The 26223-nt window shown below is 66.6% G+C and carries 23 protein-coding genes and 1 pseudogene; 14 read left to right on the top strand and 10 right to left on the bottom strand.

Features of this window, described 5'->3' with window-relative positions:
• The first annotated feature begins 70 nt into the window (after positions 1–70).
• Complete coding sequence (locus LQ772_RS09595) at positions 71–505, top strand: YidH family protein (RefSeq protein ID WP_231320463.1); 435 nt, start codon at positions 71–73, stop codon at positions 503–505.
• A 176-nt stretch (positions 506–681) separates the two neighbouring features.
• Positions 682–1391 (top strand): annotated as a pseudogene (locus LQ772_RS09590) (DUF4386 domain-containing protein).
• 109 nt (positions 1392–1500) lie between these two features.
• Here the strand turns inward: LQ772_RS09590 and LQ772_RS09585 are convergent.
• On the bottom strand, positions 1501–2610 hold the full coding sequence (locus LQ772_RS09585; RefSeq protein ID WP_231320461.1) for a GGDEF domain-containing protein: 1110 nt from the start codon (positions 2608–2610) through the stop codon (positions 1501–1503).
• 298 nt (positions 2611–2908) lie between these two features.
• Between LQ772_RS09585 and LQ772_RS09580 the strand changes: the two genes are divergently transcribed.
• Positions 2909–3283 (top strand): hypothetical protein, encoded by a 375-nt coding sequence (locus LQ772_RS09580; RefSeq protein WP_231320459.1) that lies wholly within the window; start codon positions 2909–2911, stop codon positions 3281–3283.
• A gap of 58 nt (positions 3284–3341) precedes the next feature.
• On the top strand, positions 3342–3725 hold the full coding sequence (locus tag LQ772_RS09575; protein WP_231320457.1) for a hypothetical protein: 384 nt from the start codon (positions 3342–3344) through the stop codon (positions 3723–3725).
• Positions 3726–3995: 270 nt separating this feature from the next.
• Here LQ772_RS09575 and LQ772_RS09570 read toward each other — a convergent pair whose 3' ends face one another.
• Complete coding sequence (locus LQ772_RS09570; RefSeq protein ID WP_231320455.1) at positions 3996–5111, bottom strand: right-handed parallel beta-helix repeat-containing protein; 1116 nt, start codon at positions 5109–5111, stop codon at positions 3996–3998.
• Positions 5112–5599: 488 nt separating this feature from the next.
• On the opposite strand from LQ772_RS09570, the gene LQ772_RS09565 reads away from it, so the two are divergent.
• Positions 5600–6133, top strand: coding sequence for a hypothetical protein (locus LQ772_RS09565; protein ID WP_231320454.1), 534 nt, complete (start codon positions 5600–5602; stop codon positions 6131–6133).
• 181 nt (positions 6134–6314) lie between these two features.
• On the opposite strand, the gene LQ772_RS09560 is transcribed toward LQ772_RS09565, so the two are convergent.
• Entirely contained in the window at positions 6315–9257 is a 2943-nt protein-coding gene (locus LQ772_RS09560; protein ID WP_231320453.1) for a hypothetical protein, read from the bottom strand.
• A gap of 45 nt (positions 9258–9302) precedes the next feature.
• Entirely contained in the window at positions 9303–10133 is an 831-nt protein-coding gene (locus tag LQ772_RS09555) for a hypothetical protein (RefSeq protein WP_231320451.1), read from the bottom strand.
• 13 nt (positions 10134–10146) lie between these two features.
• Here LQ772_RS09555 and LQ772_RS09550 point away from each other — a divergent pair, with 13 nt between their 5' ends.
• Positions 10147–10611: a winged helix-turn-helix domain-containing protein gene (locus tag LQ772_RS09550; protein ID WP_231320450.1), complete on the top strand. Its 465-nt coding sequence runs from the start codon at positions 10147–10149 to the stop codon at positions 10609–10611.
• Complete coding sequence (locus LQ772_RS09545) at positions 10608–12815, top strand: tetratricopeptide repeat-containing protein kinase family protein (RefSeq protein WP_231320448.1); 2208 nt, start codon at positions 10608–10610, stop codon at positions 12813–12815. The genes LQ772_RS09550 and LQ772_RS09545 overlap by 4 nt, the downstream gene beginning before the upstream one ends.
• 206 nt (positions 12816–13021) lie before the next feature.
• Here LQ772_RS09545 and LQ772_RS09540 read toward each other — a convergent pair whose 3' ends face one another.
• Positions 13022–13612: a DUF1579 domain-containing protein gene (locus LQ772_RS09540; RefSeq protein ID WP_231320446.1), complete on the bottom strand. Its 591-nt coding sequence runs from the start codon at positions 13610–13612 to the stop codon at positions 13022–13024.
• A gap of 43 nt (positions 13613–13655) precedes the next feature.
• Between LQ772_RS09540 and LQ772_RS09535 the strand changes: the two genes are divergently transcribed.
• Positions 13656–14096: a winged helix-turn-helix transcriptional regulator gene (locus tag LQ772_RS09535; RefSeq protein ID WP_231320444.1), complete on the top strand. Its 441-nt coding sequence runs from the start codon at positions 13656–13658 to the stop codon at positions 14094–14096.
• A gap of 228 nt (positions 14097–14324) precedes the next feature.
• Here LQ772_RS09535 and LQ772_RS09530 read toward each other — a convergent pair whose 3' ends face one another.
• Together LQ772_RS09530 and LQ772_RS09525 are read right to left on the bottom strand one after the other, a co-directional pair.
• Complete coding sequence (locus LQ772_RS09530; protein WP_231320442.1) at positions 14325–14822, bottom strand: hypothetical protein; 498 nt, start codon at positions 14820–14822, stop codon at positions 14325–14327.
• A gap of 205 nt (positions 14823–15027) precedes the next feature.
• Positions 15028–15777: a DUF4386 domain-containing protein gene (locus tag LQ772_RS09525; protein ID WP_231320441.1), complete on the bottom strand. Its 750-nt coding sequence runs from the start codon at positions 15775–15777 to the stop codon at positions 15028–15030.
• 336 nt (positions 15778–16113) lie between these two features.
• Here LQ772_RS09525 and LQ772_RS09520 point away from each other — a divergent pair, with 336 nt between their 5' ends.
• From LQ772_RS09520 to LQ772_RS09510, 3 genes are all read left to right on the top strand, one after another.
• Positions 16114–18768: a bifunctional diguanylate cyclase/phosphodiesterase gene (locus LQ772_RS09520; protein ID WP_231320439.1), complete on the top strand. Its 2655-nt coding sequence runs from the start codon at positions 16114–16116 to the stop codon at positions 18766–18768.
• Between the two features lie 249 nt (positions 18769–19017).
• The gene (gene arr / locus LQ772_RS09515) at positions 19018–19449 is read left to right on the top strand and encodes an NAD(+)--rifampin ADP-ribosyltransferase (RefSeq protein ID WP_231320437.1); all 432 of its coding nucleotides are present in this window, start codon (positions 19018–19020) and stop codon (positions 19447–19449) included.
• A gap of 214 nt (positions 19450–19663) precedes the next feature.
• Positions 19664–20575, top strand: coding sequence for an alpha/beta hydrolase family protein (locus LQ772_RS09510; protein ID WP_231320435.1), 912 nt, complete (start codon positions 19664–19666; stop codon positions 20573–20575).
• A gap of 76 nt (positions 20576–20651) precedes the next feature.
• Here the strand turns inward: LQ772_RS09510 and LQ772_RS09505 are convergent, their stop codons facing one another.
• Together LQ772_RS09505 and LQ772_RS09500 are read right to left on the bottom strand one after the other, a co-directional pair.
• On the bottom strand, positions 20652–21749 hold the full coding sequence (locus tag LQ772_RS09505) for a right-handed parallel beta-helix repeat-containing protein (RefSeq protein WP_231320433.1): 1098 nt from the start codon (positions 21747–21749) through the stop codon (positions 20652–20654).
• Positions 21750–22392: 643 nt separating this feature from the next.
• Entirely contained in the window at positions 22393–22752 is a 360-nt protein-coding gene (locus tag LQ772_RS09500) for a VOC family protein (protein WP_231320431.1), read from the bottom strand.
• 172 nt (positions 22753–22924) lie between these two features.
• Here LQ772_RS09500 and LQ772_RS09495 point away from each other — a divergent pair, with 172 nt between their 5' ends.
• From LQ772_RS09495 to LQ772_RS09485, 3 genes are all read left to right on the top strand, one after another.
• The gene (locus LQ772_RS09495; RefSeq protein WP_231320429.1) at positions 22925–23437 is read left to right on the top strand and encodes a GNAT family N-acetyltransferase; all 513 of its coding nucleotides are present in this window, start codon (positions 22925–22927) and stop codon (positions 23435–23437) included.
• Positions 23438–23580: 143 nt separating this feature from the next.
• Complete coding sequence (locus LQ772_RS09490) at positions 23581–23922, top strand: ArsR/SmtB family transcription factor (RefSeq protein ID WP_231320428.1); 342 nt, start codon at positions 23581–23583, stop codon at positions 23920–23922.
• Entirely contained in the window at positions 23919–24407 is a 489-nt protein-coding gene (locus LQ772_RS09485; protein ID WP_231320427.1) for an SRPBCC family protein, read from the top strand. The genes LQ772_RS09490 and LQ772_RS09485 overlap by 4 nt, the downstream gene beginning before the upstream one ends.
• Before the next feature lie 70 nt (positions 24408–24477).
• Here LQ772_RS09485 and LQ772_RS09480 read toward each other — a convergent pair whose 3' ends face one another.
• Positions 24478–26118, bottom strand: coding sequence for an alpha/beta fold hydrolase (locus LQ772_RS09480; RefSeq protein ID WP_231320426.1), 1641 nt, complete (start codon positions 26116–26118; stop codon positions 24478–24480).
• Positions 26119–26223 lie beyond the last annotated feature (105 nt).

Here is a 26223-nt window from a genome sequence, read left to right as displayed (position 1 = left end):
ACTTCCTGACTACGGTTCCTGGTTCACGAAGGTGGCTCTCGGTCGATCGAATCACGGCGAGCAACGCGACATGACAGATAGCCGACGAGCAGGCAATGCCAAACTTGTCGCGAGCGCGAGCAAGTTGAAAGACAGCGCGGTGCAGCAGACCGACAGCGCGGACCGTCGAACCGAGCTTGCAGCCGACCGCACGATATTTGCTGCCGAGCGGACCTATGCGGCGTGGGTCCGTACCGGTCTCTCGGCCCTGGCTGCGGGTGTTGGCGCGAAGGCACTACTGAAGGACGTGGTGGATCCGTGGCTGGCCAGCGCGACGGGTTCGGTGCTGATCCTGTTCAGCGCCTTCTGCTTCCTTGCAGGCGTGTGGCGCGAGCTTGACCCCGGGGCACCGCCACCTCGTCCCGATATCCGCCGGCTACCGCCTTCGCTTCTGGTAAGCGTCAACGGTTTCCTCGTCCTGGTATCACTCGCGGCGCTCATCGGCATCTGGCTCGTTCGTGCCTGAAGAGGACGGACGAGGGGACGGAGGCGATTGAATTCCGGCAATTGCCGCCGTCCCTTCAGCCTCGCATGGTTCCGGTCCCGCGCGACCGCCAAGGTCGAGGCTGCGAATCGATGGCAGCGTACAGGGTGATGGAGCTGCCGAGCCGGAGCGGTACGGCGCTGCCTTGAGGGGAAGCAATGATGATCGGCACCATCGACGAATCGCAGCGCAAAGCCGCGAAAGTGGTGGGGCTCGCATACCTGCTTGCCCTGCCGCCGGCGATTTTTGCGGAGTTCTTTTCCCGCGGCCAGCTCGTGGTTCTGGGGAACGCCGCGGAGACGGCTAAAAACATCGTGGCGCACGAACGCCTCTTTCGCTTGGGGATCGCCAGCAACCTCACGGTTTTCTCGGTGGATGTCGTCCTCATCGCCGCCCTGTACATTGTCCTGAAGCCGATCCATCGCGGCATCGCCCTGGTGGCTGCGGGCTGGGGCCTGGTGGAGACCTCGGTCCTGATGGCGGTCACGCTCAGTGACTTCGGCGTTCTGGGAATCTTGGGTTGCGGCGACTACCTGCATGCGTTCGACGCCGGTCAGTTGCAGGCGTTGGCGCGCCTGTCCGCCGGTGCCCATGGCGACGCGTACGGCGTTGGCCTGGTGCTGGCCGGCTTCGAAGTGCCGCCTTCTGCTGGCTGTGGTTCCAATCCCGTTTTATCCCGCGAATGCTGGCTGCCTGGGGCGTGGCTGCGTCCTTCTTGATGGGCGCATGCGCGTTCGCGTTCATCGTATTTCCCGAACTCGAGCGGTTCGTCGGCGTGGCGATATTCGGCGGCCCCATCTTCCTGTTCGAGCTGACGATGGGACTCTGGCTTGTTTTCGGGGGACTGACTCCCGCCGCGGTACGCTGACAGGCCGCTTTTCTCAGTGTCAGGCTGCCGTGGGTCGCGTGATGGACCCGATGGGACAGCGGAAGCAGTGCGCGCTTCACGGTCGGTTGTGCTGCCGTGACCCGCTGACTCAGCCCGCTTCAACGTAACGATTCCGGCCGGAGCGCTTGGCCCGGTACAGGGCCAGGTCTGCGCGTGACAGCAAGTGGTCGGCGCTCTCTTCGGGATGATGTTGAGCGACGCCAGCGGAAAAGGTGATCGGCCGCGACGGGTAGCAGCTGCTGAAGACCGCGCGGTGGGTGCGCTCGAGTACGCGGCGAGCCGCCTCGAGGTCGCAGGGCATCACCAGCACAAACTCCTCGCCTCCCCAGCGCCCGAGCACGTCGGAGCTGCGCAGTGTTTCGGACGCGCGCCGCGCGAACGCTTTCAACACCTCGTCGCCGGCCGCGTGCCCCAGCTCGTCGTTGACGGTCTTGAAGTGATCGATGTCGAGAATGGCAACGCAGAACGGCATGACGTGGCGGGCCGACAGTGCGACATGGTGTTCGAGCAGGCTGCGCATGGACCGGCGGTTGGCGATGCCGGTGAGCTCGTCGCTGACGGCCAATCGCTCCACTTCGGCCAGCGCGCGCGACAGGGCCTCGCGCTGGTCCCGCAGCTTCTGCCGCAGGTTTGAAAGGCGCGCGGCGATCACCGCCAGCGCCGGTAACACCACGATCAGCATCAGAACGTTGTTGATGTCCACGCGCAGCGGTGCCACCTCGCCCTGTGCCGGCACCCACTGGGGGTAGAGCGCGCGCGCCGCCACCGCCGCGACCAGGCTGGATACCGCCAGCACGGTCACCCAGGCGATCTCGCGCCACCGCAGCGTGAACGCGCCGAAGGCGAAGATCACCATGATCGGAAACAGCGCCGATGTGCGCATCGGACCGCAGATCAGGTAGCCCCAGTTCACGGCGATCACGCCCATCGAAAGCTGCCAGACCGTTACCGAGGGGTCGCGGAAACGTTCGGTCCAGCCGCTGCGCAAGGCCGCGTAACCGACAACCAGTACTGCGAGAACGAAGCCGAGCCAGAGCATGAGCGCGGACGTGTTCATCCAGCCCTGGCCCACGCCGGTGATCAGCAGCGTGGCGGCCCCGACATAGACTGCGCTGGCGATCAGCCACTGGACGAGCCGCAGTCGCCGTCGCGGGTCCCGGCCGCCCAGAACATCGAGCACTCTGGAATGCGCGCTCATGAAGTCATGGCGCCTCCTGGACGCGCATCCTTTCCACCTTTTCGCTGGGGTTATCGACCGAAGCAGGTGAATCTGGAGGTCACATCGGATAGGGGGCGGGGCGCCTGTCAAGACCGATGGCGCACCGGAGAACCCGAGGCATCGGGTCGCAGCCGCTTCGGCCCGTGCCATCGAATGAAAATCCGGTTGATGTCGATTTCGGACGATCCACTTTCGTCGTTCCCATGCGTGGTCGAGATGCCGCGCACCCAAGACCACGAATCGAGCCGAGAAGACGGCGCCACCTGGAGAGCAACGCATGTTCATCACTATCGCAAGGACGTCCGGAAGCGAGGAATGCGGCTCCCGCCTGGCCGTTCGGAGGCTGGAGAGAAGGGGCTCCACGGGAGGGCTTGCCGCCAGGCGGATCGCTCGCGTCGCGCTGGTCGCCTTCGCCCTGCTCGGTGCCGTTGCACAGGCGACCGGATCCTATCCCCGCATGGGCCCCGTCAAGGCCTACCTGATGGAGCGCGGCGAGGAAATCGCTTTGGCCCGGAGCGCCGCACCCGCTTCCATTTCCAGGGATGCGACGGTCCTGGTGCTGACACCCACCGGCTATGAAACGGCGGTCACCGGCACCAACGGATTCGTCTGGGGTAGCCCGGGGTTTCAGCGGTGCTCCGGACTGGCCTGAGCGATGGAATACGAAAATCCGCGCCGCCGGGTGCGACAACCCGCAGGCCGCGCGCAGCATGACGCCGATCGCCAAGCTCCGCACGGCGATGACCCTCGCAGGCCACTCCGACGCCGACATCGCCGACCGCATCAAGGTTGGCCTTCGCACCGGGCAAATCCCGCCGCTGGGCACAGGCGCCACGTGCTACATGATGTCGAAGTCATCCTATCTTTCCGACGAGAGCGGCCATGACATGGCCCACGTCATGTTCTACGTGCCATTGAAGGATGGCGATGACTGGGGCGCCAACGCGTCCGGTTCGCCTGTTTTTGGCGGGAACTACTGGTATTACACGCCGGCTCATCAAGTCGATGCCGCCAGGTTGCCGCCGCTGTCGGTTCTGCTGGTCGGCGTCGCCACCTGGTCTGATGGGACGCCTGCGGCGATGCCTCCGATGTAAGGCTGCGGTTGCATGACCTCGTAAGCGCATGCGTAGCGGATCCGGGTTTCCACGGCGCACGACAGGGTGAACCTCAATTGACGCGCCGTTCGGACGCATTCCGTCTTTCCCAGCGATCAGGTGTGCGTTTGCCGGCGCTTTCGATGTCTGCGATGGCATTGGGGAGTCGGGAAAAACGCCTCCTCTTTTCATCGACAGCGACGCTGTATCCCCGAGCAAAAAAGAGGGGCAGCCGTAAGGCTGCCCCTGGGAGTACACAGCGGGTGATGCTTAACGGGTGTAGGTGTCGTACTTCGTGTTCGAGTAGAGGTTGCTGTACACGGAAATGTTGTAGCAGCCCTTGCTGAACTGGATGTCGCGGCTCAGCGAACCGCCTTCCTTGGTGGCGGACATGTAGCGGGTGCTGTTGTACTTGAGCGTGTTGCCGGTAATCAGCCAGTCGTGCGACTTGCCGCTCGGGCGCACGCCCGCCAGGCCGTTCTGGGTCGCGAAGTTGCCGGTGAACGTCACGTAGCCGGCGCCGATGCCCATCGCGCCGAAACCGTAGTTGCCCTTCAGCGTGTTGCCGACGATCGCGATGTCGGAAATGTTGGTGTGCAGCTCGATGCCGTTGCCGTGGTTGTCGGCGAAGGTGTTGTTCTCGAGGCGGACGGCGTTGGTCTGGCCTTCGGTCATCGGCTCGATGTCGATGCCGGCTTCCGGCAGCGTGCCGTTGGTGCCCTGGAACGTGCTGTTGACGATGTAGACGTGCTGCGACGGACCGATCGACAGGCCCTGGCGGCGGTTGTTGCTCGACACGACACCGTCGACGGTCACGTAATTGGAGCGCACGTGCACCTTGTTGACGTCCTTGGCGCCGATCCACACGCCGTCGCCCCAGAAGTTGGAGAGGTTGACCTTCTGCACGAGCACGTTGGTCGCGGCCGTGATGTTGATGCCGTAGCCCCACTCGCCGGTGTCGCCGAGGTGCTTGGTGCGGTCACCGATCAGGTTGCCGCCCGAGATGCTCACGTCGGTCACGTTGTAGATCTGGAACACCATGTAGCGGCTGGCGCTGGTCGGGATCACTTCCACGGTGGCCAGCGGATCCATCACGACGCTGGTGTGCGAGCGCAGCTTGATGGGCTTGGTGGCGTTGACCATGTAATGGCCGGCCGGGATGGTGACCGTGCCGCCGGTGGTCGGCAGCGCGTTGATCGCGGCCTGGATGGCGGCGGTGTCGTCATGCACGCCGTTGCCCAGGGCGCCGGTGGTACGCACGTCGATGGTCGCGGTCTGGCCGATGACCGGCTTGGGCATGGCAGTCCACCAGTCGGCGGCGAACGAGGGCGCGGCGACGGCGGAAAGGGCCAGCGCGGCGAACGCAAGCATCAACGGCTTCTTCACGAGGCGCTTCGTGGTGACGGAGGTGCGAGCGGCCGCCGCAAGCGTTTGGTTCTTAAGGGAAACGTTCATTTTTAGGCAGGTCTCGGGTCTTTGTCGGGAAAAGACTTCGTCACGCGAAGCTCACGGCAAAAATGCGCGATCGTCACATGCCTGAGCAAGCTCGACAGAAGGCCGCTGTGACGAATCCTTGACGCCGTTGGCAGAAAGTGCCGAATGGCCCTGCAGGCGCCCCCTGGCGGTTGGGAACCGCATCACACACGGGCCGGAGAGCACCCAGGCAGGGCGTGTCAGCCAGCGCCGCGCCATTTACCGTAGAGCCCGTTCCGAGGCGAAACCACGCTGCCGGCTGTTTCAGGGGGGCGGGTAATCGAAGTCGTAGCCGGCATGGGAAGCCGACGGCGACGTTCGATTTTCTGCTGCCCGCGAAGACGTCGCGCACTGCCGGAACCTTGAAATCCACCCACCCCGACACCCAACGGAGTACGCGCATGAACCTGGTCTCGTCCCGCAAGCTGCTTCTGACGTGCGCACTGACGCTCGCAGCGTCGTTTCCCCTGGGGGCCGCCGCGCAGAGCTCCGCCGCATCGAGCGTCCCGGTATCCGGCACCGCCACTGCAGGGACACAGGCCATGCCGGCCGCGCGACCGGTGGACGTGGCATCCATCGACGCGATACTGAAAGCGGCCTACGACACGATTTCGGGGCCCAAGGGCCACCAGCGCGACTGGGATCGCCTGCGCTCGTTGTTCGCGCCAGGAGCGCGGATGATTCCCACGCGCACCGGCGAGGACGGCGTCACCACGACGCGGGTGCTGAGCGTCGACGAGTACATCCGCCTGGGCGACCCGAAGCTCAAGGAGATCGGCTTTTTCGAAGACGAGGTGCACCGCACGGTGCAGCGATTCGGCAACATCGCCCAGGTGTTCAGCACCTACGAAACGCGCCATGCGGCGGCCGACAAGCCTTTCCAGCGCGGCATCAACAGCATCTCCTGTTCGATGGCCATCGCTGGTGGATCGTGACCATCTACTGGCAGGGCGAGCGCCCGGATTTGCCGATCCCGAAGCAGTTCGGCGGCTGAGCCTTTTCGCCATTTGGCCATGGCGCGCGCCGCGCGGCAGTTGCCGGATAGGCAGAACCGCCGATGAGTGAAGACCGCCGCGGCGGTGTGGCCGCCCGCCCGAAGGCGGGCGGCCAGCCGGGCTACCAGCTGAAGCCCGCGCCCGCGGAGACGCTGCGCTCGCTGCCGGAGAAAGCGCCGCCAAGCGACACGCTGGCATTCGGCGCAACCAGATGCTGGTAGCCCACTGCGAGTGCGGGCCTGCCGCCCTGCGAGCCGATGCCGACGCCAACGCGGTTGCGCCCGGGCAGGCCGGCGGTGTTCATCGCCGCGGCGGCCATGGCGCCGTTCATCGCACCCACGCGGTCGATGCGCGCATCGGTCTGCGCGAAGCGCCGCTGGATCTGCTGCTCGAATTGCGCGAGGCCATCGGTCCACGCGGCGAAGCGGGTGTCGGTATAGGCCTTGGAGGCGCTCAGCGTGGCCGCGTCGCCAGCCTGCACCTGGCCCACATTCGCCGCATCGGTGGTCGCGGTACCGGCAGCCACGTGGGTGACGCGACGCTCGCTGCCGGACGCGCCGACGGACACCGTGTTCGCTTGGTCCGCAACCGAGCCATTGCCCAGCGCGACGCTGTTGTCGGCAGTGGCCTGCGCGTTGTTGCCGTAGGCCGCCGAATAGTCGCCGGACGCCAGTGCGTCGTCGCCCACCGCCGTGGTGTTGGTGCCCAGCGCCTGCGCGCCTGCACCGACCGCCACCGAGGACGCCGCGATCGCGCCGTCGCCGATCGCGACGCTGCCTTCGCTCTGCGCCTGTGCGTTGCGGCCCACCGCCACGCCGCCCTCGGCCGATGCCTGCGCGCCGTCGCCGCAGGCGATCGCCTGGGTCCCGCATCCGCCGCTGCCACCGAGGCTGGCCAGCCATTCCTCTTCGGTACCGGTGTAGCCCGCGGCCACCGCCACCTGGTAGGCGCTGGCACCGGCCGGTCCCTGCGGGCCCGCGGTTCCAGTCGCACCGGTCGCCCCCGTAGCACCTGTATCGCCAGCGGAGCCTTGTGGGCCCGTGGCGCCGGTGGCGCCGGTGGCACCCGTCGGGCCCGCCGGTCCCTGCGGCCCGACCAGCGAGGCCAGCCATTCGGTTTCGGTACCGACGAAGCCATTGTTGACGGCGACCTGGTAGGCGCTGTCGCCGGCGATGCCGACGCCCGACGTGGTCATCCATGAGTCCACCGCCGCGAACGCCGCCCCGACGCTGTTGTAGTTCGTCCCCTGGATGGCGTATGCCGGCGGGGTGTATGTCCCGCCCGCGTAGCTGGCGCCGCCGCCCAGTGCGGACATCATCGGCAGCAACTGCGACAGGTTCACCGCATCGGTATCCGCGGTGCCCGCGGCAAGGTGGATAATCTGGTGCTCCGCGCCGGCCTGGCCAACGGAGACCGCATAGTCGCGGTCGGCCACCGCACCGAACCCGATCGCGGTGCTGCCGATGTTGAACGCACGGCTGTCGACGCCGATCACCGTGCTGCTCTCGCCCGCGGCCAGGTTGCCGCCGCCGACGACGACCGAATACTTGCCGGTCGCGCCGCTGGCCTCGCTGCTGGCTTCGTTCGTGCCGTCGCCGTCCAGGTCGAGGTCCAGTGTCACCGCGCCGTCGCCGTCGCGGTCGTACCAGCCGCCGACCACCACCGCGCCGTCACCGCCGGCCAGGCCCAGTTCTCCCAGTGCGACGCTGCGCGCGCCGGTGGCGATATTCAGGCGGCCGATCGACACGCTGCGGCTGCCGCTGGCGACGTTGATGCTGCCCACGGCAGTAGCGCCGGCATTGGACGCCTCGTTGAAGCCGCCGATCGCGAACGACTCGGTGCCGCTGGCGACGTTGCCCGTGCCCATCGCCGCGGAGTTGGTCGTCGACGCGGTATTGCTGTTGCCGAAGACGCTGCTGTAGTCGCCAGAAGCGGTGTTGAGCAAGCCGACTGCGGTCGCCTGCCCTCCGCTTGCGACATTCGCGTAGCCCACCGCGAGGGACCCCAGGCCCGAGGCGCGCGACGCGACGCCGAGCGCAGTGGCGAAGCTGGCGGAGGCGGTCGTGACCTCGGAGCTGCTCTCGTTCGTGCCGTCTCCATCGAGGTCCAGATCGATGGTGACCCCGCCGTTGCCGTCCGCGTCGACCCAGTTGCCGATCGCCTGGCTGTTCTGGCCCGAAGCGACCGCGCGCACGCCGACGGCGACGCTGCCGACCGCCGAGGCGGTGTTGCGCCAACCGAACGTCTGGGCGCCCTCCGCGCTCGACGTGTTGTTGAAGCCGAAGGCGCTGCTTTGCAGGCCGCCGGCGGTGTTTGCATAACCGAACGCGCTGGCGCTGCTGGCGCCACTGGCGGTGTTCGCGTAACCGAACGCGCTGGCTTGCGCGCCGCTGGCCGTGTTGCCGCCGCCGAAAGCCGTGCCGTTCAGGCCGCTGGCGGTGTTGCCCAGGCCGAACGCGCCGCTCGACGACCCGGTGGCGGTGTTGTTGAAGCCGAATGCCGTGTCGCTGCCGTTGGTCGCGGTGTTGTTGCGGCCGAAGGCGACGCTGTTCCCGCCGGCGGCGTTGTTGTTTTCCCCGAACGCGTTGGCGTGCTGGCCGCCGGCGGTATTGTTGAAGCCGAACGCACTGCTGTAGTCGGCGCTGGCGAGGCTGTTGTTGCCGTGCGCGCTGCTGAACATGCCCAGGGCGTTGTTGTTGAACCCGAACGCGCTGCTGTACTGGCCGGCGGACGTGTTCCCGTAGCCGAACGCGCTGCCGTAGCTGTTCCTCGCCACGTTGCCGTAACCGAATGCGCTGCTGTAGGCGGCGCTGGCGTTGTTGAACATTCCGTAGGCGGACGCCTGCGGATTGCAGGTCGCGTTCTGTCCCAGGACGCCGCCGGAGGCGGTTTCGTTTTCCTCCACGCCCTGGTTGGTGGACGGCGCGGGTGAGATCACGTTGCCGCTGGCGTCCACGCAGGAGGGATCGGCAGCCCAGGCGGGCGCCGATATCGCGGCGAGCAGGGCCAGCGCCAGCGGCGACAGCATCCGGTTGCGATCGCGGTTTCGGTTCGAGTGTTTCATGTGCTTCCCCTGTGGTTGGTATTGCTTGAAGAACGCCGCGGCGGCTCAGCCGCGGGGTTGTGATCGGGTGGCGGCGAATGCGTCGAGCGCCCAGACCGCCGCGCGTTGCGCGCCGGCGGCCAGAGCGGCGCTGGCGTAGGCGTCGAGCAGGCGGTCGCGGGCGGCTTGCACGGCGGCGGCCTCGGGCTGCCGGCGACGCGTGAGGTAGTGCGAAGCGGGTCGTGCAGATGGCAGGGCGAGCCAGGCCGCCAGCGCCGTGTCCGTCACTCCCGGGAACACGCGCGAGTGCAGGGCGATGGCGCCGAGGGCTTCTCCTGCGCGCTGCGATCCGCTGGCGACGGCGAGGAAGCGGCGCCATTTCTCCAGCAGCGGCGGCGGCGGCGAGGGCGCTTCACCTATCGCGCGCAGGTCCACGGCAGCCAGCCAGGCCATCCCGCGCAACTCGACCGCCCATGCCTGCGCGGTGGCGAGGAGGCCAGGTTCGCTGGCGTGCCAGCCGGCCAGCGCATCCATCGCTTCCGCGCAAAGGCTGTCGAGATCGGCCTCCAGGGCCAGCCAGTCCCGATAGGCCTGGCGCCCGAACCCGGCTCTCGCGGCGGCCTGCTCCATGCGCTCGGACTGGTCCCGTTGCGCCCGCCGGAGCAGTTCCGGCAAACGCGGCGGTGCGTTGTTGCCTTGGCCGTCGATCTCCTGGAACACCAGCGCCCCCCTCACGTCGCGCAGTTCGCCGCGGGGCACGGGCCCGCCACGTGGGCCGAAGTGGGCCATTCCCGTCCGCTGCGGGTCTTTCCCCGGCGGGGAAAAGTTCTGAAACCTTCTGAAAACCGCTTGCCGGTCGGCCGGTACTGCCTGAAGCTGGCGGCCGATCAGGGGCATCGGGGATGCGGGGATGGAAGAGGCGGCGGGTGCGCCGGACGGGCGAGTGCGGACCGGCACCTGGCGGTTCGGCCGGGTCGTGCTCGACGAGGCGACGGCGCAACTGCATGTCGCCGGTGATCCGGTCCAACTGGACCGCAGCAGCTATGACGTGCTGCTGGCCTTGCTGCGCCACGCCGGCGAAATCGTCACCAAGGACGAACTTCTGGATGCCGGCTGGCCCGGACGCGTGGTCTCGGAAAACTCGCTGGCCAAGGCGGTCAGCCGGCTGCGCCAGGCGCTGGCCGGCGATGGCGAGGCGATCCGCGTCGTCCACGGCTACGGTTATCGCCTGGCGGCGACGGTGCGATTGCAACCCTCGAGCGCGCCGCTCGTCGCGCCTCCCGACGAGGCGATGCGGCTGCGCGAGGGCGACCGATCCCGCACCGTTCCGGCTGGCGGATCGAGCGCCGACTGGGTATGGGAAGTTCGGGCGTGACGTTTCTTGCCCGCTCGCCGTCAGGCGACGCGCACGCTTTCAAGTTCGCCAAGGGCGAAGCCGGCGTGCACGGCATCAAGCGCGAGATCACGCTGACCCGCTACATCCGCGCGGTCAAGGCGGACCTGCCCGACGTCGCGCTGGTGGTGGACTGGAACCTCCGCCAGCCGCCGTTCTTCGTCGAGCTGCCGTACTTTCCCCACGGGAACCTGGCCGACTGGGCCGCCGCGCATGGCGGCCTGGCCCAGCTGGATATGGCGATGCGCCTGGAGCTGTGCGCCAGCCTCTGCGAAACGGTGGCCGGACTGCACGAGATCGGCGTGATCCACAAGGACCTGAAGCCGGAGAATCTCTATCCGTGCCCCGACGCGGATGGCCGCCATCGCATGGTGTTGTCCGACCTTGGCGCGGGCGAGGCGGCACTATCGCCGCGCCTGGCCGAGCTTGGACTGACCCTGACTCTCCTGGGTAGCGGCGAGGCGCGCGCGGGCAGCCTCATGTACCTCGCGCCCGAAGTCATCGCGGGAGAGGAACCCACGGTGCGCAGCGATGTGTTCGCGCTGGGCGTGCTGCTGTACCAGATGGTCGTGGGAAATCTGCGGCGGCCGCTGGCGCCCGGGTGGGAGAGCGACGTCGAGAATCCTCTGCTGCATGAAGACATCGCGTTGGCCGCCGCGTCGAATCCGGAGCGGCGGCAGCTCGATGCACGCGCGCTGGCTGAGCGCCTGCGCACGCTGGAATCGCGGTGCGAACCGCGGGGGCGCGAAGCCCATGCCCGTGCGATGGCACAACGCCGCGAGCAGGCGCTGCAGCACGAACGCAGCCGGCGGCGCCTCTGGCTGACCGCGGCGATCGCGTCCGGCATCGGCCTGGTGGGCGCGCTCGCGATGTACTTCCGGGCCGAAAACGCGCTGCGTGAAGCGGAGACCCAGGCTCGCCAGCACCAGGCGGTGCTCGCCTTCGTGAACCACGACATCCTTGGGCAGGGCGATGCCTATGGCGGCGAGGATGCCGCGCCCGACATCACGCTGCTGGCGGCCGTGCAGCGTGCGGCGAGCCATGTCGACCAGCGCCTGGGCGACGACCCGGCATCAGCCGCGGCGGTCCACGCGATGGTCGGGACAGTGTTGTTCGCGCGCGACCGGCATGCCGCGGCCATCGACGAACTGGAACGCGCGCGGGCGCTCTATCGCGGCGCCGGCAACGACGAGGAAGCACTGGTCCGCGTGGAGACGGCGCTGTGCGACGTCCACCGCATCGCCAGCGATTTCGCGCGTGCCGAAGAGGCGTGCATGGCGGCGTGGAACCGCGCCCGTCGGACCGGGTCGGACGTGGCGCTTGCGTCGCTCAAGCTGGGGCAGTTGCGCACCGAGCAGGGCCATTACGCTGATGCGCACGCGCTGCTGCAGCCGCTGCTGGCGCAATCGGCCTTCGCCGGCAACAGCAAGTACCTTGGCGAACTGCGCTGGGCGCTCGGGCTCGGCGCGCGCAACAGCGGGCGATTCGACGAGGCGCGCCAGCACTTCGAGGCGCTGCTGGCGCTGTACCGGAAGGCCGGGCCGCAAAGCACGTGGATGGGATGGGCCTACAACTCGCTCGGCAGCGTGATGGTGGAAACAGGTGACTACGCACGCGCGGAGACGACCCTGCTCGCCGCACGCGACGCCTTCGTCCATACCCAGGGCGAGGGCGGGGTGGAGGCACAGATGCCCAATATCTGGCGTGCCGAAATCCGCCTGCGCCAGGGCCATTGGCATGAGGCCAGGGAAATGCAGCAGGCGCTCCTCGACGCCTGGCGCGACACGCTCAGGCCCAATCATCCGCTACGCCTGCTGGCCGAGGCGAACCTGGCCTGGGCCGAGGCCGGGGACGGCATGCGCGAACAGGCGCACACCCGGCTGGACGCGGCGTTGCGCAACCGGGCAGTCGTGTTCGACCGCCCGGGCGACCGCATCGCCGAGCGCACTTTGCGCTGGATCCGCGTCGCGATCACGCTGGGCGACCGGGACGCCGCCAATGAATTGTTCGGCGTCCTCGACAAGGGACTGGCGCGCGAGGATCCCGGACCGATTCCGATGCGTGTGAAGGCCCGCTGCCTGCGCGCGCAATGGTCGCTGCTGCAAGGCGACCATAGCGCGCGGATTAACGAAGCTTGCGAAGCGGCAACAGCATCGGCGACGACGATGGATGCCACCGGGGGGTAGTAAGCCCGAAGCGCGACTCCGAGCCCATCTTCGGGGCGGTCGAGGGGATGGGTCCTGCGCGCTGCCCGTTCACGACGATAGACATGCTTCCGGGCGGGGCGCTCCGGACCGATGGATGAGCGAAGGGAATCGAGGGATCGTCGCTTGGCCCTGGCAAACCGAAAACAGGGCAGGGCACTCTTGAACTCGGCTCTTACTCGTCTTTGCTACTTCAGCCGTGTATCCGTCGCCAGCCAGTTGAGCTCCCAGGTCTTGCCACCGTCGTCGGAGAACGACTGCTCGAAGCGGATCGTGTCCGCGTCGATCGGCGTGATCACGAAACGGACGAAGACAGCGCGCCCGTCGAAGTCCTCCTGGTCATAGAACTCGCCACGGCCGTTGGCGAATCCGCCGATCGTCGGCTGGCCCAGTGTTCCGCTGCGACTGCTGGCGAAGTTGAGGCTCCACTGGCGCGACTGGGGATTGTAGAGGCGCAGGTTCAACCCCTCGAAGTGGCCGGCCGGACCATCGGCGGTCAGCTCGACCAGGTTCGCTTGGCCGTTCCAGACCTTGCGCACGGTGGTCACGCCCTCGTATTCCACCCATTCGTGCGACCCCGACAAGGGATGCACCAGGCGTTTGAGGTGGGTCTTCCATGTGCCGATCTCGAAATCGAAATCGCGCTGGCCGTCGCGGGGTGTCTGCGCCCGCGTGCTGGTGGCTTGGGTCTCCGCTCGCGCGCACAGGGGCAGGGCCGGCAGGCAAAGCAGCCCGAAGGCGGCCAGCCACGGCAGGAAAGCACGGGAAGGGCTCGGCATGGCATGCTCCAACGCGGTCGGTGACTGAACGCTAGAGGCAGCCATGTACAGCGACAAGACGGCACCTCGAGGTGCGTATCTCCTGGCGAAATCACACCCGCTCGCCGATTGCCCGCTGCACGCCGCGTTCGTTGCGGTCGGCGGCAAATGGAAGCTGACGATCCTGTACTGGCTGGCGCGCGAACCCAACCACTTTTCCGGACTCCTGCGCCGCGTGGCTCCCATCTCGCACAAGGTATTGACCGAACAACTGCGCGAACTGGAAGCCGACGGCCTGATCGAGCGCCACGTGATCGGGCCGGTGCCAGCGCCGGTCCGGTACCGCCTGAGCAGTTACGGCGAGTCGGTGTTACCGCTGGTCGAGCAGGCAAGGGTATGGGGCCAGGTACACCTCGAACGCGTGCGTGGTCCCCACGCGGGACACCCGACGGCAGGAGAGCCGTCCCTCGGTTGTGGGGAACAAGGGTGGAATAAAGGCGCGTGACCGGGCGGCCGCAGCTGGAGTGATCGCAGCGTCGGCGCTGCGGACGTCCACGCACAAGCCCGCTCGCGAGACCGTGTCGTATCCCGATCTCGTGGCCAGTTTTCGCATCCGGGAAAGCCGATCAGGGAACGTGGTCAACCAGACCAGCCGGCTAGCTTGCCGGTTGGTTTTCGGTTCGGATTGGGGTGGTGTCGCGTGGACTGCGCGAATGCCCACTGCCACCGTTGCTCAACGACGGCCAACCACGGCCTGCGCAAGCTTCGCACCAGCGGCCAGGCCAAGCGCCAGCGCGGCGTAGGTCACCACCATCGAGCGCTTGCTGAGCACGAGTTCCCATCCGGGCGTGAACCTTTTCGGGGTGACGCCGTAGTCGATCGCTGCGGCGACCGCGGATGTCATGCAGGCGCCGCGCAAGAGCGTGCCCGCGGTCGATGGCCGATGCCTGGCGCGCCAGAACTCGAAAGGCAGCGCCCAGAAGACGGCCGATGCGTAGTGGGTCGCGAAGCCGAGCAACGTGTGGCTGGCATCGAGCTCGTCACGCCCGGCCGCTTTCTCGCCATGCAGCCAGTGGCTCGTCGCATTGATGGGTTGCAAGGGGCCTTTGCCTTCGGCTCTGGCCAGCAGCGCCAGGGCGGCCACCGAAGCGAGGCTCGCTACGGCACCGGTGACCACGGCGCTGACGGGAAGTGCAGGGCGGTCTCTATTCCGGTTCGTTCGCATTTCCATCGGGCCCCGCCTCTCGCGCGTCGCGTGTATGCCAAGACTGCGCAACCCACGGTTGGGATCGTGTGAGTCACGCGCTGCACTTCGATGAAGGCAGCCTCGGCCTTGCCGCGCGCGAACCAGTGGCTGGCGAAACAGGGCAAAGCGGCAAGCCCTTTTCGGGCGATCGCCCAGGGCCGCAGCGGCCTGGACCTCAGCCGCGGCAGAATCAGACACCAACGGCCGAAGCTGGCGAGCCCATGCCTGCCCGCTTCCGCCACTCGGCCTCGTCCACGCCCCTGATCAGCAGCCACAACGCCAGCGATAGCTCGGCGAGGAGGCACGGCACCATGATCGCGGGGAACAGACGCGCCTCCAGGTGGGGCGCGAGCAGCAGGGCAAAGCTGTTGATCAGGTAACAGGCGCCCGCAATCTGCATGAGCACGCCGATCAGCTTCGGCAGATAGCGCGAAGTGCGGATCAGATAGCCCTCGAGCAGACAAACACATCCGAAGAAGATGAGCCCGATACCGAAGCCGTAATCGTGCAGCTTGATCGCCAGGTACGACCAGGCCTGCAGCTGGGCCTGGTCGAAGGCCTTGGGGTAGGCCGCATCTCCCAGCAGGAACAGCGGCACCAGCAAGATGATCTTGTTGGCCACCAGCACGGCCGTCTGGATGAGATTGAGCAGCAAGTTCAGCAGGGCGAGGTTGCGGCTGACCGGCCGGAGCAGCAGGTAAAGCGCCCACATGACGAACACGTCACACACGTGCATGACCAGGTCGCCGGCGATGCCCAGGCGCCACAGCGATGGCGAGCCCAGGATGTTGCCGGCAGTGGCGGCTGCATCACCGGGTACCACCAGCCTGCTCCGGATGAAGATCTCCCCGAGCGCGCCGGCGATGATGAGGACGATGTAAAGCAGGCCGGCGATCCGCGCATAGACCTGTGGCGATGTTCCATTCGCTGGAGTGGCCATCGTGAACTCCCAGGGTTCGAGACTTGTATCCGTGCGCCGTCCCGGGCGCAAGGTCGCCGGCACGCCAACCCGCGGTCGGCGACGCAGGCTATCGATCGATGGGGAAGCCGGGCACGTGCCGAAGGACACCCCGAGAACCCTGGGGCGGAGAAGGAAAAACGGACGGACAGCGTGCGCGTTTTCGGCGGCTCGAAACCTGTCGTGGCGCTTGCAACCGTGGAAGGTTTCGCGCGGCGCTTTCTTTCCGTGGCCGTGTTCCCGGAACCCTCACTTTCCCGGGATATGATCGCGGAGCCCGCCGTAGCTTGGCGGACCGGGGCTTGCCGAGGGGAATTCGTGCCACCGAAATCGACCGACCGACGTCTCCTTGCGCCGCAAGTCGTCGAACAGGATGCCCTGCCACTGGCCAGCCGGGTGCCCGGCGTGCTCTGGGGACTGATCGCGGTCGGCTGCGGCCTTCTACTGACGTTGTGGCTGTACCGGATCCAGGCGCGGCAGTGGCAGGCGGCGCAGCGCGATGCCGTGGTGGCCGAAGCGGAAAAGGGCGTGGTCCAGCTGCGGGCGAAGCTACGCTCGGCCGAACTGCTGCTGCGATCCCTGCAGACGATGTTCCTGGTCTCGGGGAAGATGGATGCGGGTCAGTTCGCGCGCGTGTATGACAACCTGGATCCGCGCCGGGACTTTCCCAGCCTGCTCGCCGTGGCGTACGTCGTCCGCGAGCCGCGATCCGACGGCGACCATTTCCCGACCACGCTGGTCGCGCCGCTGGATGGCAATCGCAACCTGCTGGGGCTGGACGTCGTCGACCAGCCGGCCAACATGCAGGCCTTGCTCCAATCGCGCGACACGGACCGGCTGGCCGTGTCGGAGCCCTTTCCGCTGGTACAGGACCTGGGCACCAGCGGGCGCAGGCAGGGCATCACGTTGCGGTTGCCCGACTTCGGGCCCGGCGATTCGCTCGATTCGCCAGCGGTGCGCCGGCAACGGCTGCGCGGTTCCATCGCGATCTCCTTCCGGATCGCCGACCTGATCCGGACGGGCCTGCCGGCACCGCTGCTGAATGCGGCGCGCATCTCGGTGACGGACATCACCCGGCGGCCGCACGTCCCGCTTTTCGACTCCCATGGCGGCGCGCCAGGAGCGGCGCCCTCGATCGTCCACCGCCTGCCATTCGGGGGACGCATCTGGGAACTGGCGGTCTTTCCGACGGAGGCGGCCGGCAGTCCGCCCTGGCCGCAATCGGTGGCGCCCGCCGGGATACTTGCCAGCGTGTTGCTCGGCCTGCTGGTCTGGTCGCTGACCGACACGCGGCGTCGCGCCGTGGAACTGGGGCGGCGCCTGGGTGAGCGCTACCAGGAAAGCGAGGAGCGCTTTCGCACCCTCAACGAACTGCTTCCCGCGCTCGTGGTGCTGGCCGATGCCGCGGACGGGCGCATCGTCTACGCCAACCAGGCCGCGCGAGGGCGCCTTGGGGAGAGCCTCGCGGGGAGTCCATTGGCCTCGGTGCTGGAGGTGGACGAGGTCGAGGTGGAACGGCGCCTGGCCAGTCCCGAGACCGGCGCGGTCGAGCTGGCCCTTCACGACGCATCCGGCGGACGCTTCTGGGCCAGCGTGTCGATGTCCTGGTTGATGCTCGATGGACGTCCGCAATGGGCGATGGTCGCCAGCGACGTGACCGAGCAGCGCGCGCTGACCGAACTGCTCGGTTACCAGGCGACGCACGACGAACTCACCGGACTGATCAACCGGCGCGAATTCGAACGTCGCCTGCAGCGGGTGACCCAGGACGTTCGCGAATCACCACCGTATGCCGCGGTGCTTTTCATCGACCTGGACCAGTTCAAGCTGGTCAACGACACCTCCGGGCACGTGGCAGGTGACCAGCTTTTGCTGCAACTGGCGACGGTGATGCGCGCGCGGCTGGGCGAAGAACACGTTCTCGCGCGGCTGGGAGGCGACGAATTCGGCGTGATCCTGGCGGGACTGGATACGCCCGCGCACGCCGCGGAGCTGGCCGAACACCTGCGCCGGGGCCTGGACGGCTTCGTCTTCGTCTGGGAGACCAAGAGCTACATGGCGAGCATCAGCGTGGGCGCCGTCATGATCGATCGTCCCGGCACGCCGTTGGCGGAGTTGCTCGCCGCCGCCGACACCGCCTGCTACATGGCCAAGGAGCAGGGGCGCAACCGCGTGCACTTCTACTCCGAACGGGACGAGCAGAGCGCGCTGCGGCGCGGCGAGATGGAGTGGGCCAATCGTCTGCGCTGGGCGGTGCAGGAGCAGCGTTTCGTGCTGACCTACCAGGAGGTTCGTGCGCTAGGCGCCGAACCGGCGGGGATCCACGTCGAGCTCCTGCTTCGCTTTCGCGACGAACACGGCGACTTGGTGTCCCCCGGGGCGTTCATTCCCGCGGCAGAGCGTTATGGCCTGATGCCGCTGATCGATCGCTGGGTGATCGAGACCGCGCTGGCGAACGTCAACCGATTGCATCCGGCGGGGGCGGCGCTGCGCATGGTGGCGATCAACCTTTCCGGCGCCAGCATCGACGATGAAACGCTGGCCGAGCGGATCGTCGAGCTGCTGCGCTTGCATCACGTGGCGCCCGAGCGCGTGTGTTTCGAGATCACCGAAACGGTGGCGGTACGCAAGTTGGCCGACGTCATCCGCTTCGTGACCCGGCTGCGCGATGCCGGTTGCCGCGTCGCCCTGGACGACTTCGGCGTGGGCATGTCTTCGTTCTCCTATCTCAAGCACCTGCCGGTGGACATCCTCAAGATCGATGGCAGCTTCATCCGCGACATGCTCAGTGATCCGATCAGCCATGCGATGGTGCGGGCGGTAAGCGACATCGCACACCGGTTGGGCCTGGTGGTGGTCGCCGAGTGGGTGACGGACGAGGCGGTCATGGCGTCGTTGCGCGATCTTGGCGTCGACATGGCCCAGGGCTTTTCGCTGCATCAGCCCGAGCGCGTCATGTTCCAGCGGGACTGACTGCCATTCGAGCGGACGAGGGGAGAAGGCCCGTGTAGCTTGGGCCCCTTTCGAAAGGTCGATGCACAGTCGCAGCTTTCGTTCGAGCTCACGAGTCGCATAGCGGCGCCGACGCGCAAAAAAAAAGGAGGCGCACCTACGCCTCCCACCAAAAATTTATATCAGCCAGCGGGGCTTGCGGCAAGGCTCGCCGCGTGACCTAGGATCGCCGCCCTGCCGATCGGGCAGGAAGCGTGGGTGCGCCGGACGATGCATGACGACGAGTGGGTTCCGGTTTCGCACGACAACTGCTGCCGGGTGGAAGGGCCGTTCTATCACGGGACCCGGGCGGACCTTTCGGTCGGCGACCTGCTGACTGCCGGGTTCGTCTCCAATTACGACGAGCGGATCGTGATGAACCATGTGTACTTCACTGCCGTGCCGAAGGGCGCCGGTCTGGCCGCGGAGATGGCGCGGGGCGAAGGCAGGCCGCGGGTCTATGTCATCGTGCCGACCGGAACATTCGAAGACGACCCGAACGTCACGGACAAGAAGTTCCGCGGCAACCCGACACGGTCGTACCGGAGCGCGTCGCCGCTGAGGATCGTGGGCGAGCTTGAACGCTGGGAGCCATACGACGCGGAGTTCATCCGGGAACTGAGGCGTCGGGTCGAAGGCGGCATGGGAGAGATCATCAATTGAGCAGCCACGGGTCGGCGTCCCTGGTGTCGTCGGGAGTGAAGTGACGCGCGCTCCGGAGACTGGCGCCAGCGTCCGGGCGGCGTGACGTCAGAGCCGGCTTCGATCGCGCATCGTGCCGGTATCCGCTCGGGTCGAAACCTGTAGTCTTTCGCCCGAACGCAGGTCGGCGCGGCTAACGCGCCGCTCGGACAGCCCGCTCCGCACGGGAGGACGCATGAACAAGCACGCGCGACAAGGCCTTCTGGCCGTCTGTTTCCTTCTCAGCCTGACCTGCATCGCCAGTCCGCAGACACATCCGGCGCCCGCCGCCGGACACGGTCCATCGGCGGCTGGAAAACGCGCGTCGATGGAGACGATGGGAATCCCCAGCCACGGCCAACGGATGAATGCGCTGGTGTACGTCGCCGCAGGTACCGGCCCGCACCCGGCGGTGATCCTGCTCCACGGCTTCCCTGGCAACGAACGCAACCTGGACCTTGCGCAGGACATCCGTCGCGCCGGCTGGGACGTGCTCTATTTCAACTACCGCGGGTCATGGGGTACACCCGGCGATTTCTCCTTCAGCCACGGCATCGAGGATGTCGCATCGGCATTGGCTTACCTGCGGCAACCGGCCGTGGCGAGGAAGCTGCGGCTGGACCCCGCGCGCATCGTGCTGATTGGCCATAGCATGGGCGGCTTCATGGCGATCCAGGCAGCCGCGGCCGATCCCCGCGTCAGGGCCATCGGTGTGATTTCCGGCGGCGATCTCGGTGGGGAGTACCAGCATTTGCGCCGCGACAACGCCAGCGCGGGCGCGACCGGAAAAATGGCCGCCGCCTTGGCCGACGAGGGCATGGCCCCGCTGCACGGCTGCACGCCCGATGGTCTCGCGCAGCAGGTGGCCGCGCACGCCGCCGATTGGGTGTTCACCGCCAAGGCGCCCGCACTGAAGGACCGCAACGTGCTTGTAGTCACCTCCGACGACGGCCTGGCCAACTACAACGATGCTTTCGTCGACGGGCTGCGCAAGGCGGGCGACGGCCATGTAACCACCACGCACCTGGCCACCGATCACGCCTATTCGGACATGCGTACCGAACTGTCGAAGACGGTGCTTGCCTGGCTGGCCGGATTGGCGCCATAGGTCTCGCGAAGGAAAGCGAAGACAAAAAAAAGGGGCAGCCAAAAGGCTGCCCCGTTGCGTTCCCGGCAGGTGCTGCTTAGCGGGTATAGGTGTTGTACTTGGCGTTGGAGAAGATGTTGTTCGACACCTTGATGTTGTACACGTTCGCGCCGAACTGGATGTCACGGCTCAGCGAGCCGCCGTCCTTGGTCGCGGACATGTAGCGGGTGCTGTTGTACTTGAGCGTGTTGCCGGTGATCGACCAGTCGTGCGACTTGCCACTGGGGCGCACGCCCGCCAGGCCGTTCTCGGTCATGGTGTTGCCGGTGACGGTGACGCCCGGGGCGGACACACCCAGCACGCCGAAGCCGCGGTTGCCCTTCATCGTGTTGCCGACGATCGCGATGTCGGAGATGTGGGCGTGCATTTCGATGCCGTTGCCGTTGTTGCCGGCGAAGGTGTTGTTCTCCAGGCGGATGGTGTTGGTCTGGCCTTCGGTCATCGGCTCGATGTCGATGCCCGCCTCCGGCAGCGTGCCGTTGGTGTTCTGGAAGGTGCTGTTGACGATGTACACGTGCTGGGCCGGGCCGATCGACAGGCCCTGGCGGCGGTTGTTGCTGGACACGACGCCGTTGACGGTCACGTAGTCCGAACGCACGTGCACGCGCTTGACGTCCTTGGCGCCGATCCAGATGCCGTCGCCCCAGAAGTTGGAGATCTTGATGTTCTTCAGCACGACGTTGGTCGACGCCGTGACGTTGACGCCGTAGCCCCACTCGCCCGAGGTGCCCTTGTGCTTGGCGCGGTCGCCGATCAGGTTGCCGCCGACCACGCGCACGTCGGTCGCGTTGTAGACCTGGATCACCATGTAGCGGCCGGCGCTGGTCGGGATCACTTCCAGGGTGGCGGTCGGATCCATCTTCAGGCGGGTGTGCGAGCGCAGCTTGATCGGCTTGGTGGCGTTGACCATGTAGTGGCCGGCCGGCACGAAGACGGTGCCGCCGCTGGTCGGCAGCGAGTCGACGGCGGCCTGGATGGCGGCAGTGTCGTCATGCACGCCGTTGCCCAGGGCACCGAACTTGTGCACATCCACATAGGCGCTGCCGATGACGGTATGCGGCTTGGGGTTCCACCAGTTGGCCGCAAACGAGGGCGCAGCGACGGCCGAAAGGGCCAGCGCGGTGAATGCGAGCATCAACGGCTTCTTCACAAAGCGCTTCGCAGTGACGGACGTACGAGAAACGGTCGCAAGCTTCTGGTTTTTAACGGAAACGTTCATTTTTAGGCAGGTCTCAGGTCTTTGTCGGGTCAAACTTCGTCACGCGAAGCTCACGACAAAAATGCACAGCCTTCACAAGCCTGAGCAAGCTCGACAGACCAACCTGAATGGCAGATTTATGACCACGTTGGCAAAAAGGGCCCGGGCGCCCCGAAAGTCCGCCGGGGCGGCTGAGAACCGCATCACACAAAGGCCGGAGAGACTTTTGGCGCGATGTGGCCACGCGTTGCGCGGACCGGCGACGCGGGACCCAGTTGAGGCAGCCCTCGACGGACACCTTGGAGGAGCCATCGACGGGACGTGTCAGAGGGTCAGCGGCAGCTCCCTGGGCGGTTGCAAGCGTGAAGCGACGCATCTTCTCGACGAGGCAGGCTTGCGGCGTTGGCGCTGTCGATGGATGTCGGTATCTGCCGGAACCGGCCCTGCAAGTGGACGCCCGGCTGGAACGTTCTGGTCATTCCCGGGTTGCGGAGGTCGTACGTCCCAAGCGCGAGCTGGCTCGCATCTGGAAGAGAAGAGCGCAACAAAACCCGGGTCGGCTCCGAGCCGATTCCTGGAATCAGCCTGACGGCTCTTCGTACAGGCCGAACTCGTTGCCGACCGGATCTGCGAACGCCGCAAAGGCGCCCATGCCGGCCCCGATCTCCGTGCGCGGCGTCAATACGCTGCCGCCCGCTGCTTCGATCTGCCGGAGCGCATGCACGATGTCGTCCACCATGATGTAGACGCGGGTCCGCTCGTCCGGCGTGCGGTCGGCTGCCTTGACCCACGTTCCGCTCACGCCGTCCGCGTCGTCGAAGGCCAGGTTGCCGTCGCCGCGCTGCCGTGTCTTCCAGCCGAAAATGCTGGCATAGAACGCGGCGGAGTCCTCCTCGCGGTTCGCGGGGATTTCGAGGTAGCAGATCTTTCCGTGGGGCATGGGATGACCTCCGGACTATGGCTGTCGTGGTGCGGAACGCAGCTTAATCCGTTGGGGGGGCCGGCTTCGCGGACATTCGATGGACACGTGCCGTTTCCGTGGCACCGAACCCCCGACAGGCAGCCCGTGCGAAAGGCGTCCGGGCACCGAAACGTCTTCAAGGGAAATCCCCATGGTCGTGCTGGAAACCGAACGGCTGCAGTTGCGGCGGTTCACGCTGGACGATGCCGCGTTCATCCTGCGGCTGCTCAACGATCCGGGCTTTGTCCGGTACATCGGCGACAAGGGTGTGCGCGATCTGGATGCCGCCCGCGGTTACCTGCAGGCCGGGCCGATGGCCAGCTACGAGCGCCACGGCTTTGGACTGTGGTGCGTCGGTCTGCGCGGCGAAGACACGGCCATCGGCATGGCGGGCCTGATCCGGCGCGACTACCTGGACGACATGGATATCGGCTATGCCTTCCTGCCCGAATACGCCGGGATGGGATACGCGCTGGAGGCGGCCTCCGCGGTGATGGCCCACGCGCGCGGCGTGCTCGATGCACCGCGCGTGCTGGCGATCGTGGACGAGGACAACGCCTCGTCCATCCGGCTGTTGGAAAAGCTCGGCTTCCAGGGCAATGGCGTGGTTCGCGCTCCCGGGTCGGAGCGCGACGTGCGGCTGTTTGTTGCCGATTCGGAATAACGGCCCAGCCTGGTTTGCGGATGGCTCGCGAGAGGCCTCGAGCCTGGAGACGGCAATCAAACTTAGGTATTGACCTAAGTAAGTTGAACTGCCAGACTGCCGCCGTCGGACTTCAGTCCATCCATCGGGAAACCGGCATCGAGATGAGCCCATCCGCCGTCGTCGACGAGGTCTTTTACGCCCTGTCCAACACGACCCGACGAAAAGTCCTGGAGCAGTTGTTCAGCGGGCCAGCCACCGTCAGCGAGCTGGCCGCGCCGTTCGACATGAAACTCCCTTCGTTCGTGCAGCACCTGTCGGTGCTCGAACAAAGTCGTCTGGTGAAGTCCACGAAACAGGGAAGGGTGCGTACCTACGAGATCGCACCGGAAAGGTTCAAGGCGGCCGAAGACTGGCTCGCCGAGCGGCGCCAGCTGTGGGAGGCCCGGCTAGACCGGTTCGATGCATACGTCCAACGACTCAAGGAAAAGGAATCGCAGGCATGAGCAAGAAACCCACGTTCGATCCCAGGCTCGACATTGTTTTCGAACGGTTTGTGGACGCGCCACCGCAACTGGTGTGGGAAGCCTTGACGAAGCCGGAGCACATCAAGGAGTGGTACATGCCCAAGGCCTGGGGACGCGTGTCGCGCTGCGAGATGGACCCGCGTCCGGGCGGTGTCTTCGGTATCGACATCGTGGTGGGCGACGGCCAGGAGGTCCCCAACCTCGGCTGCATCCTCGAGGCCGTGCCGAGGGAGCGGCTGGTCTGGACGTCCATGTTGTTCCCCGGCTATCGCCCGGCCGTCTTCGACGATATCCCGATCACGGCCATCATGACGCTGGAGCCGGCGGGGACGGGCACGCGCTACGTTTTCACGGCGCTGCACCGGAACGAGGCTGACGTTGCGGCGAACCAGGAGTCTGGTTGGAAAGAGGGCACCGACATCGCGCTCGATCAACTGGTCGCGCATGTCGCGTCGATCAGATAGTCCAGACGCCAGAAAAAGGGAACGGAGGCACGAGCCTCCGTTCCCTCGATACCACCTGGAAGCAACAGCTTCAGGGCACCAGCAGCCAGCTCACCTGATGCACGTTCGGCGGAGGCGGTAGCCGCCAACCCGCGGCAGGGTGGCCGTACTCATAGGTGGCGTCGTCTCGCATGGCGAACGAGTGCATCGGGCCCGCCTGGCAGACCAGGTCCCTGGCGGGCATGACGCCGGAGTTCAGATAGCCGAACTCGGCATCGGCGGTGCAGGCGTTGTCGTCGAACATGGCGCCGTGCGTGGTGGCGTTGTTGACCAGCACCATCGGCGCGGCATGGCCGTTCTCGCGCCGGTCCTTGAGCGCCCCGGCGTAGGGCGTGGACGGATCGAACTCGTGCTGCACCATCAGGGCATGTACCCGGGTGTTCGACTCCAGCCTGCGATCGAGCGCCGGCCGCCACGGCCATTGCTGGCACTTGTCCACCAGCGTGGATGCGCCGACGGCCCAATCGGTGCGGACATCCCTGATCTTCTGCGCGATGCTGCGCAGATCGGTCGAGCCCGAATCGTTGCACTGAAGAGCATCGGCCATGGGGTTGAAGCTGGGTAGGTTGCGCAAATCGGCGAAAGTCATCGCCGCCATCTGTTCGGCGTAGGCGATGTGGGCTGGATCGCCATCCAGTGCCGTGGACATCGCGCTCAGCGATGGCGACACCAGCAGGTCCCAGAAAATCCACATGCCGGTGCCTTCCAGCGAACCCAGCGCCTGGTCCGGCGTCACGCTGCCCATGCGGTGTTCCGAGGTGGCCTGATAGATCCGCTGGAACGTCGTCATCACCTGGTGCGGCGTCGTGCCCATGTGGAACTGCTCGTCATGCCGGGCCATGAACGGGATGAACGCCTGCTGCAGGTTGAGCTGATCCATCGACGCCCGATGCAATGCCTGCCGCTGCCAGTCCAGGTGCGACCAGTTCATGCTGCTGTCGAGCGCCACGCGCTCGAACCGGTCGGGAAACAGGCGGTCGGCATAGGCCATGAGGCTGGTGCCGCTCGATACGCCCAACAGGTCGGCGTGCTGGAACCCCAGCACGGCGCGCACCAGGTTCAGGTCACGCGCGTGGTTGGGCGTATTGATGCCTTTGAGGAACGTGGCGTGCTGCTGCAGGCAGGCGCTGATCGACCGGTTCCACCAATCCTGCTGCGCCTGCACGCTACGGGGCGTCGGATTGCGGCTGTCACCGTCCATGAAATTCTCGGCACCGCTGCGCTGCGCATATTCGCAGCTCACCTGCGTGCCCAGGCCGTCGGTGATGCCGCGCAGGTCGACGCCCACCACCAGGTGATCGACCTGGACCTGCGGTTGCCACTGCTCGAGCATCTCGGCCATGGAGGCGCTCGAGTTGTCCGGGCCACCCGCGTTCACCAGCAGCAGGCGCGTGTGGGGCGGCGGATCGAGCGGCCGGGAAATGCCGATGGCGATGTCGCCCTGGCTCGGGTCGGCCCAGTCGACCGGCACCGTGACCAGCGCACACTGGATGGTGCTGCCATCGGTGAACAGCGATGGCGGGCAGCGGCCCCAGTTCACCGATTGCTGGTAATACCTGGCGTACGCCGGATCGCCGCTGTGATCGTCGACACCGTGGGCGCTGGCCAGCCCCGAGAACACCAGGCCGATCAACACGACGAGCTTGCGCGCGGACAGTGCAGGGAAATTCATCCTGATGCCTCCTTCTTCAGTAGTGACATGCCGGACGCATGGGATCTGCCGAGGCATCGGCCCCCAAGGCCGTGGACGGGGCGAAAGCGAGCGCACCGGGTCGCC

It is taken from the genome of Frateuria edaphi (genome assembly GCF_021117405.1).
Lineage (GTDB): Bacteria > Pseudomonadota > Gammaproteobacteria > Xanthomonadales > Rhodanobacteraceae > Frateuria_A > Frateuria_A edaphi.
This window is presented reverse-complemented; position numbering and strand designations above follow the sequence as displayed.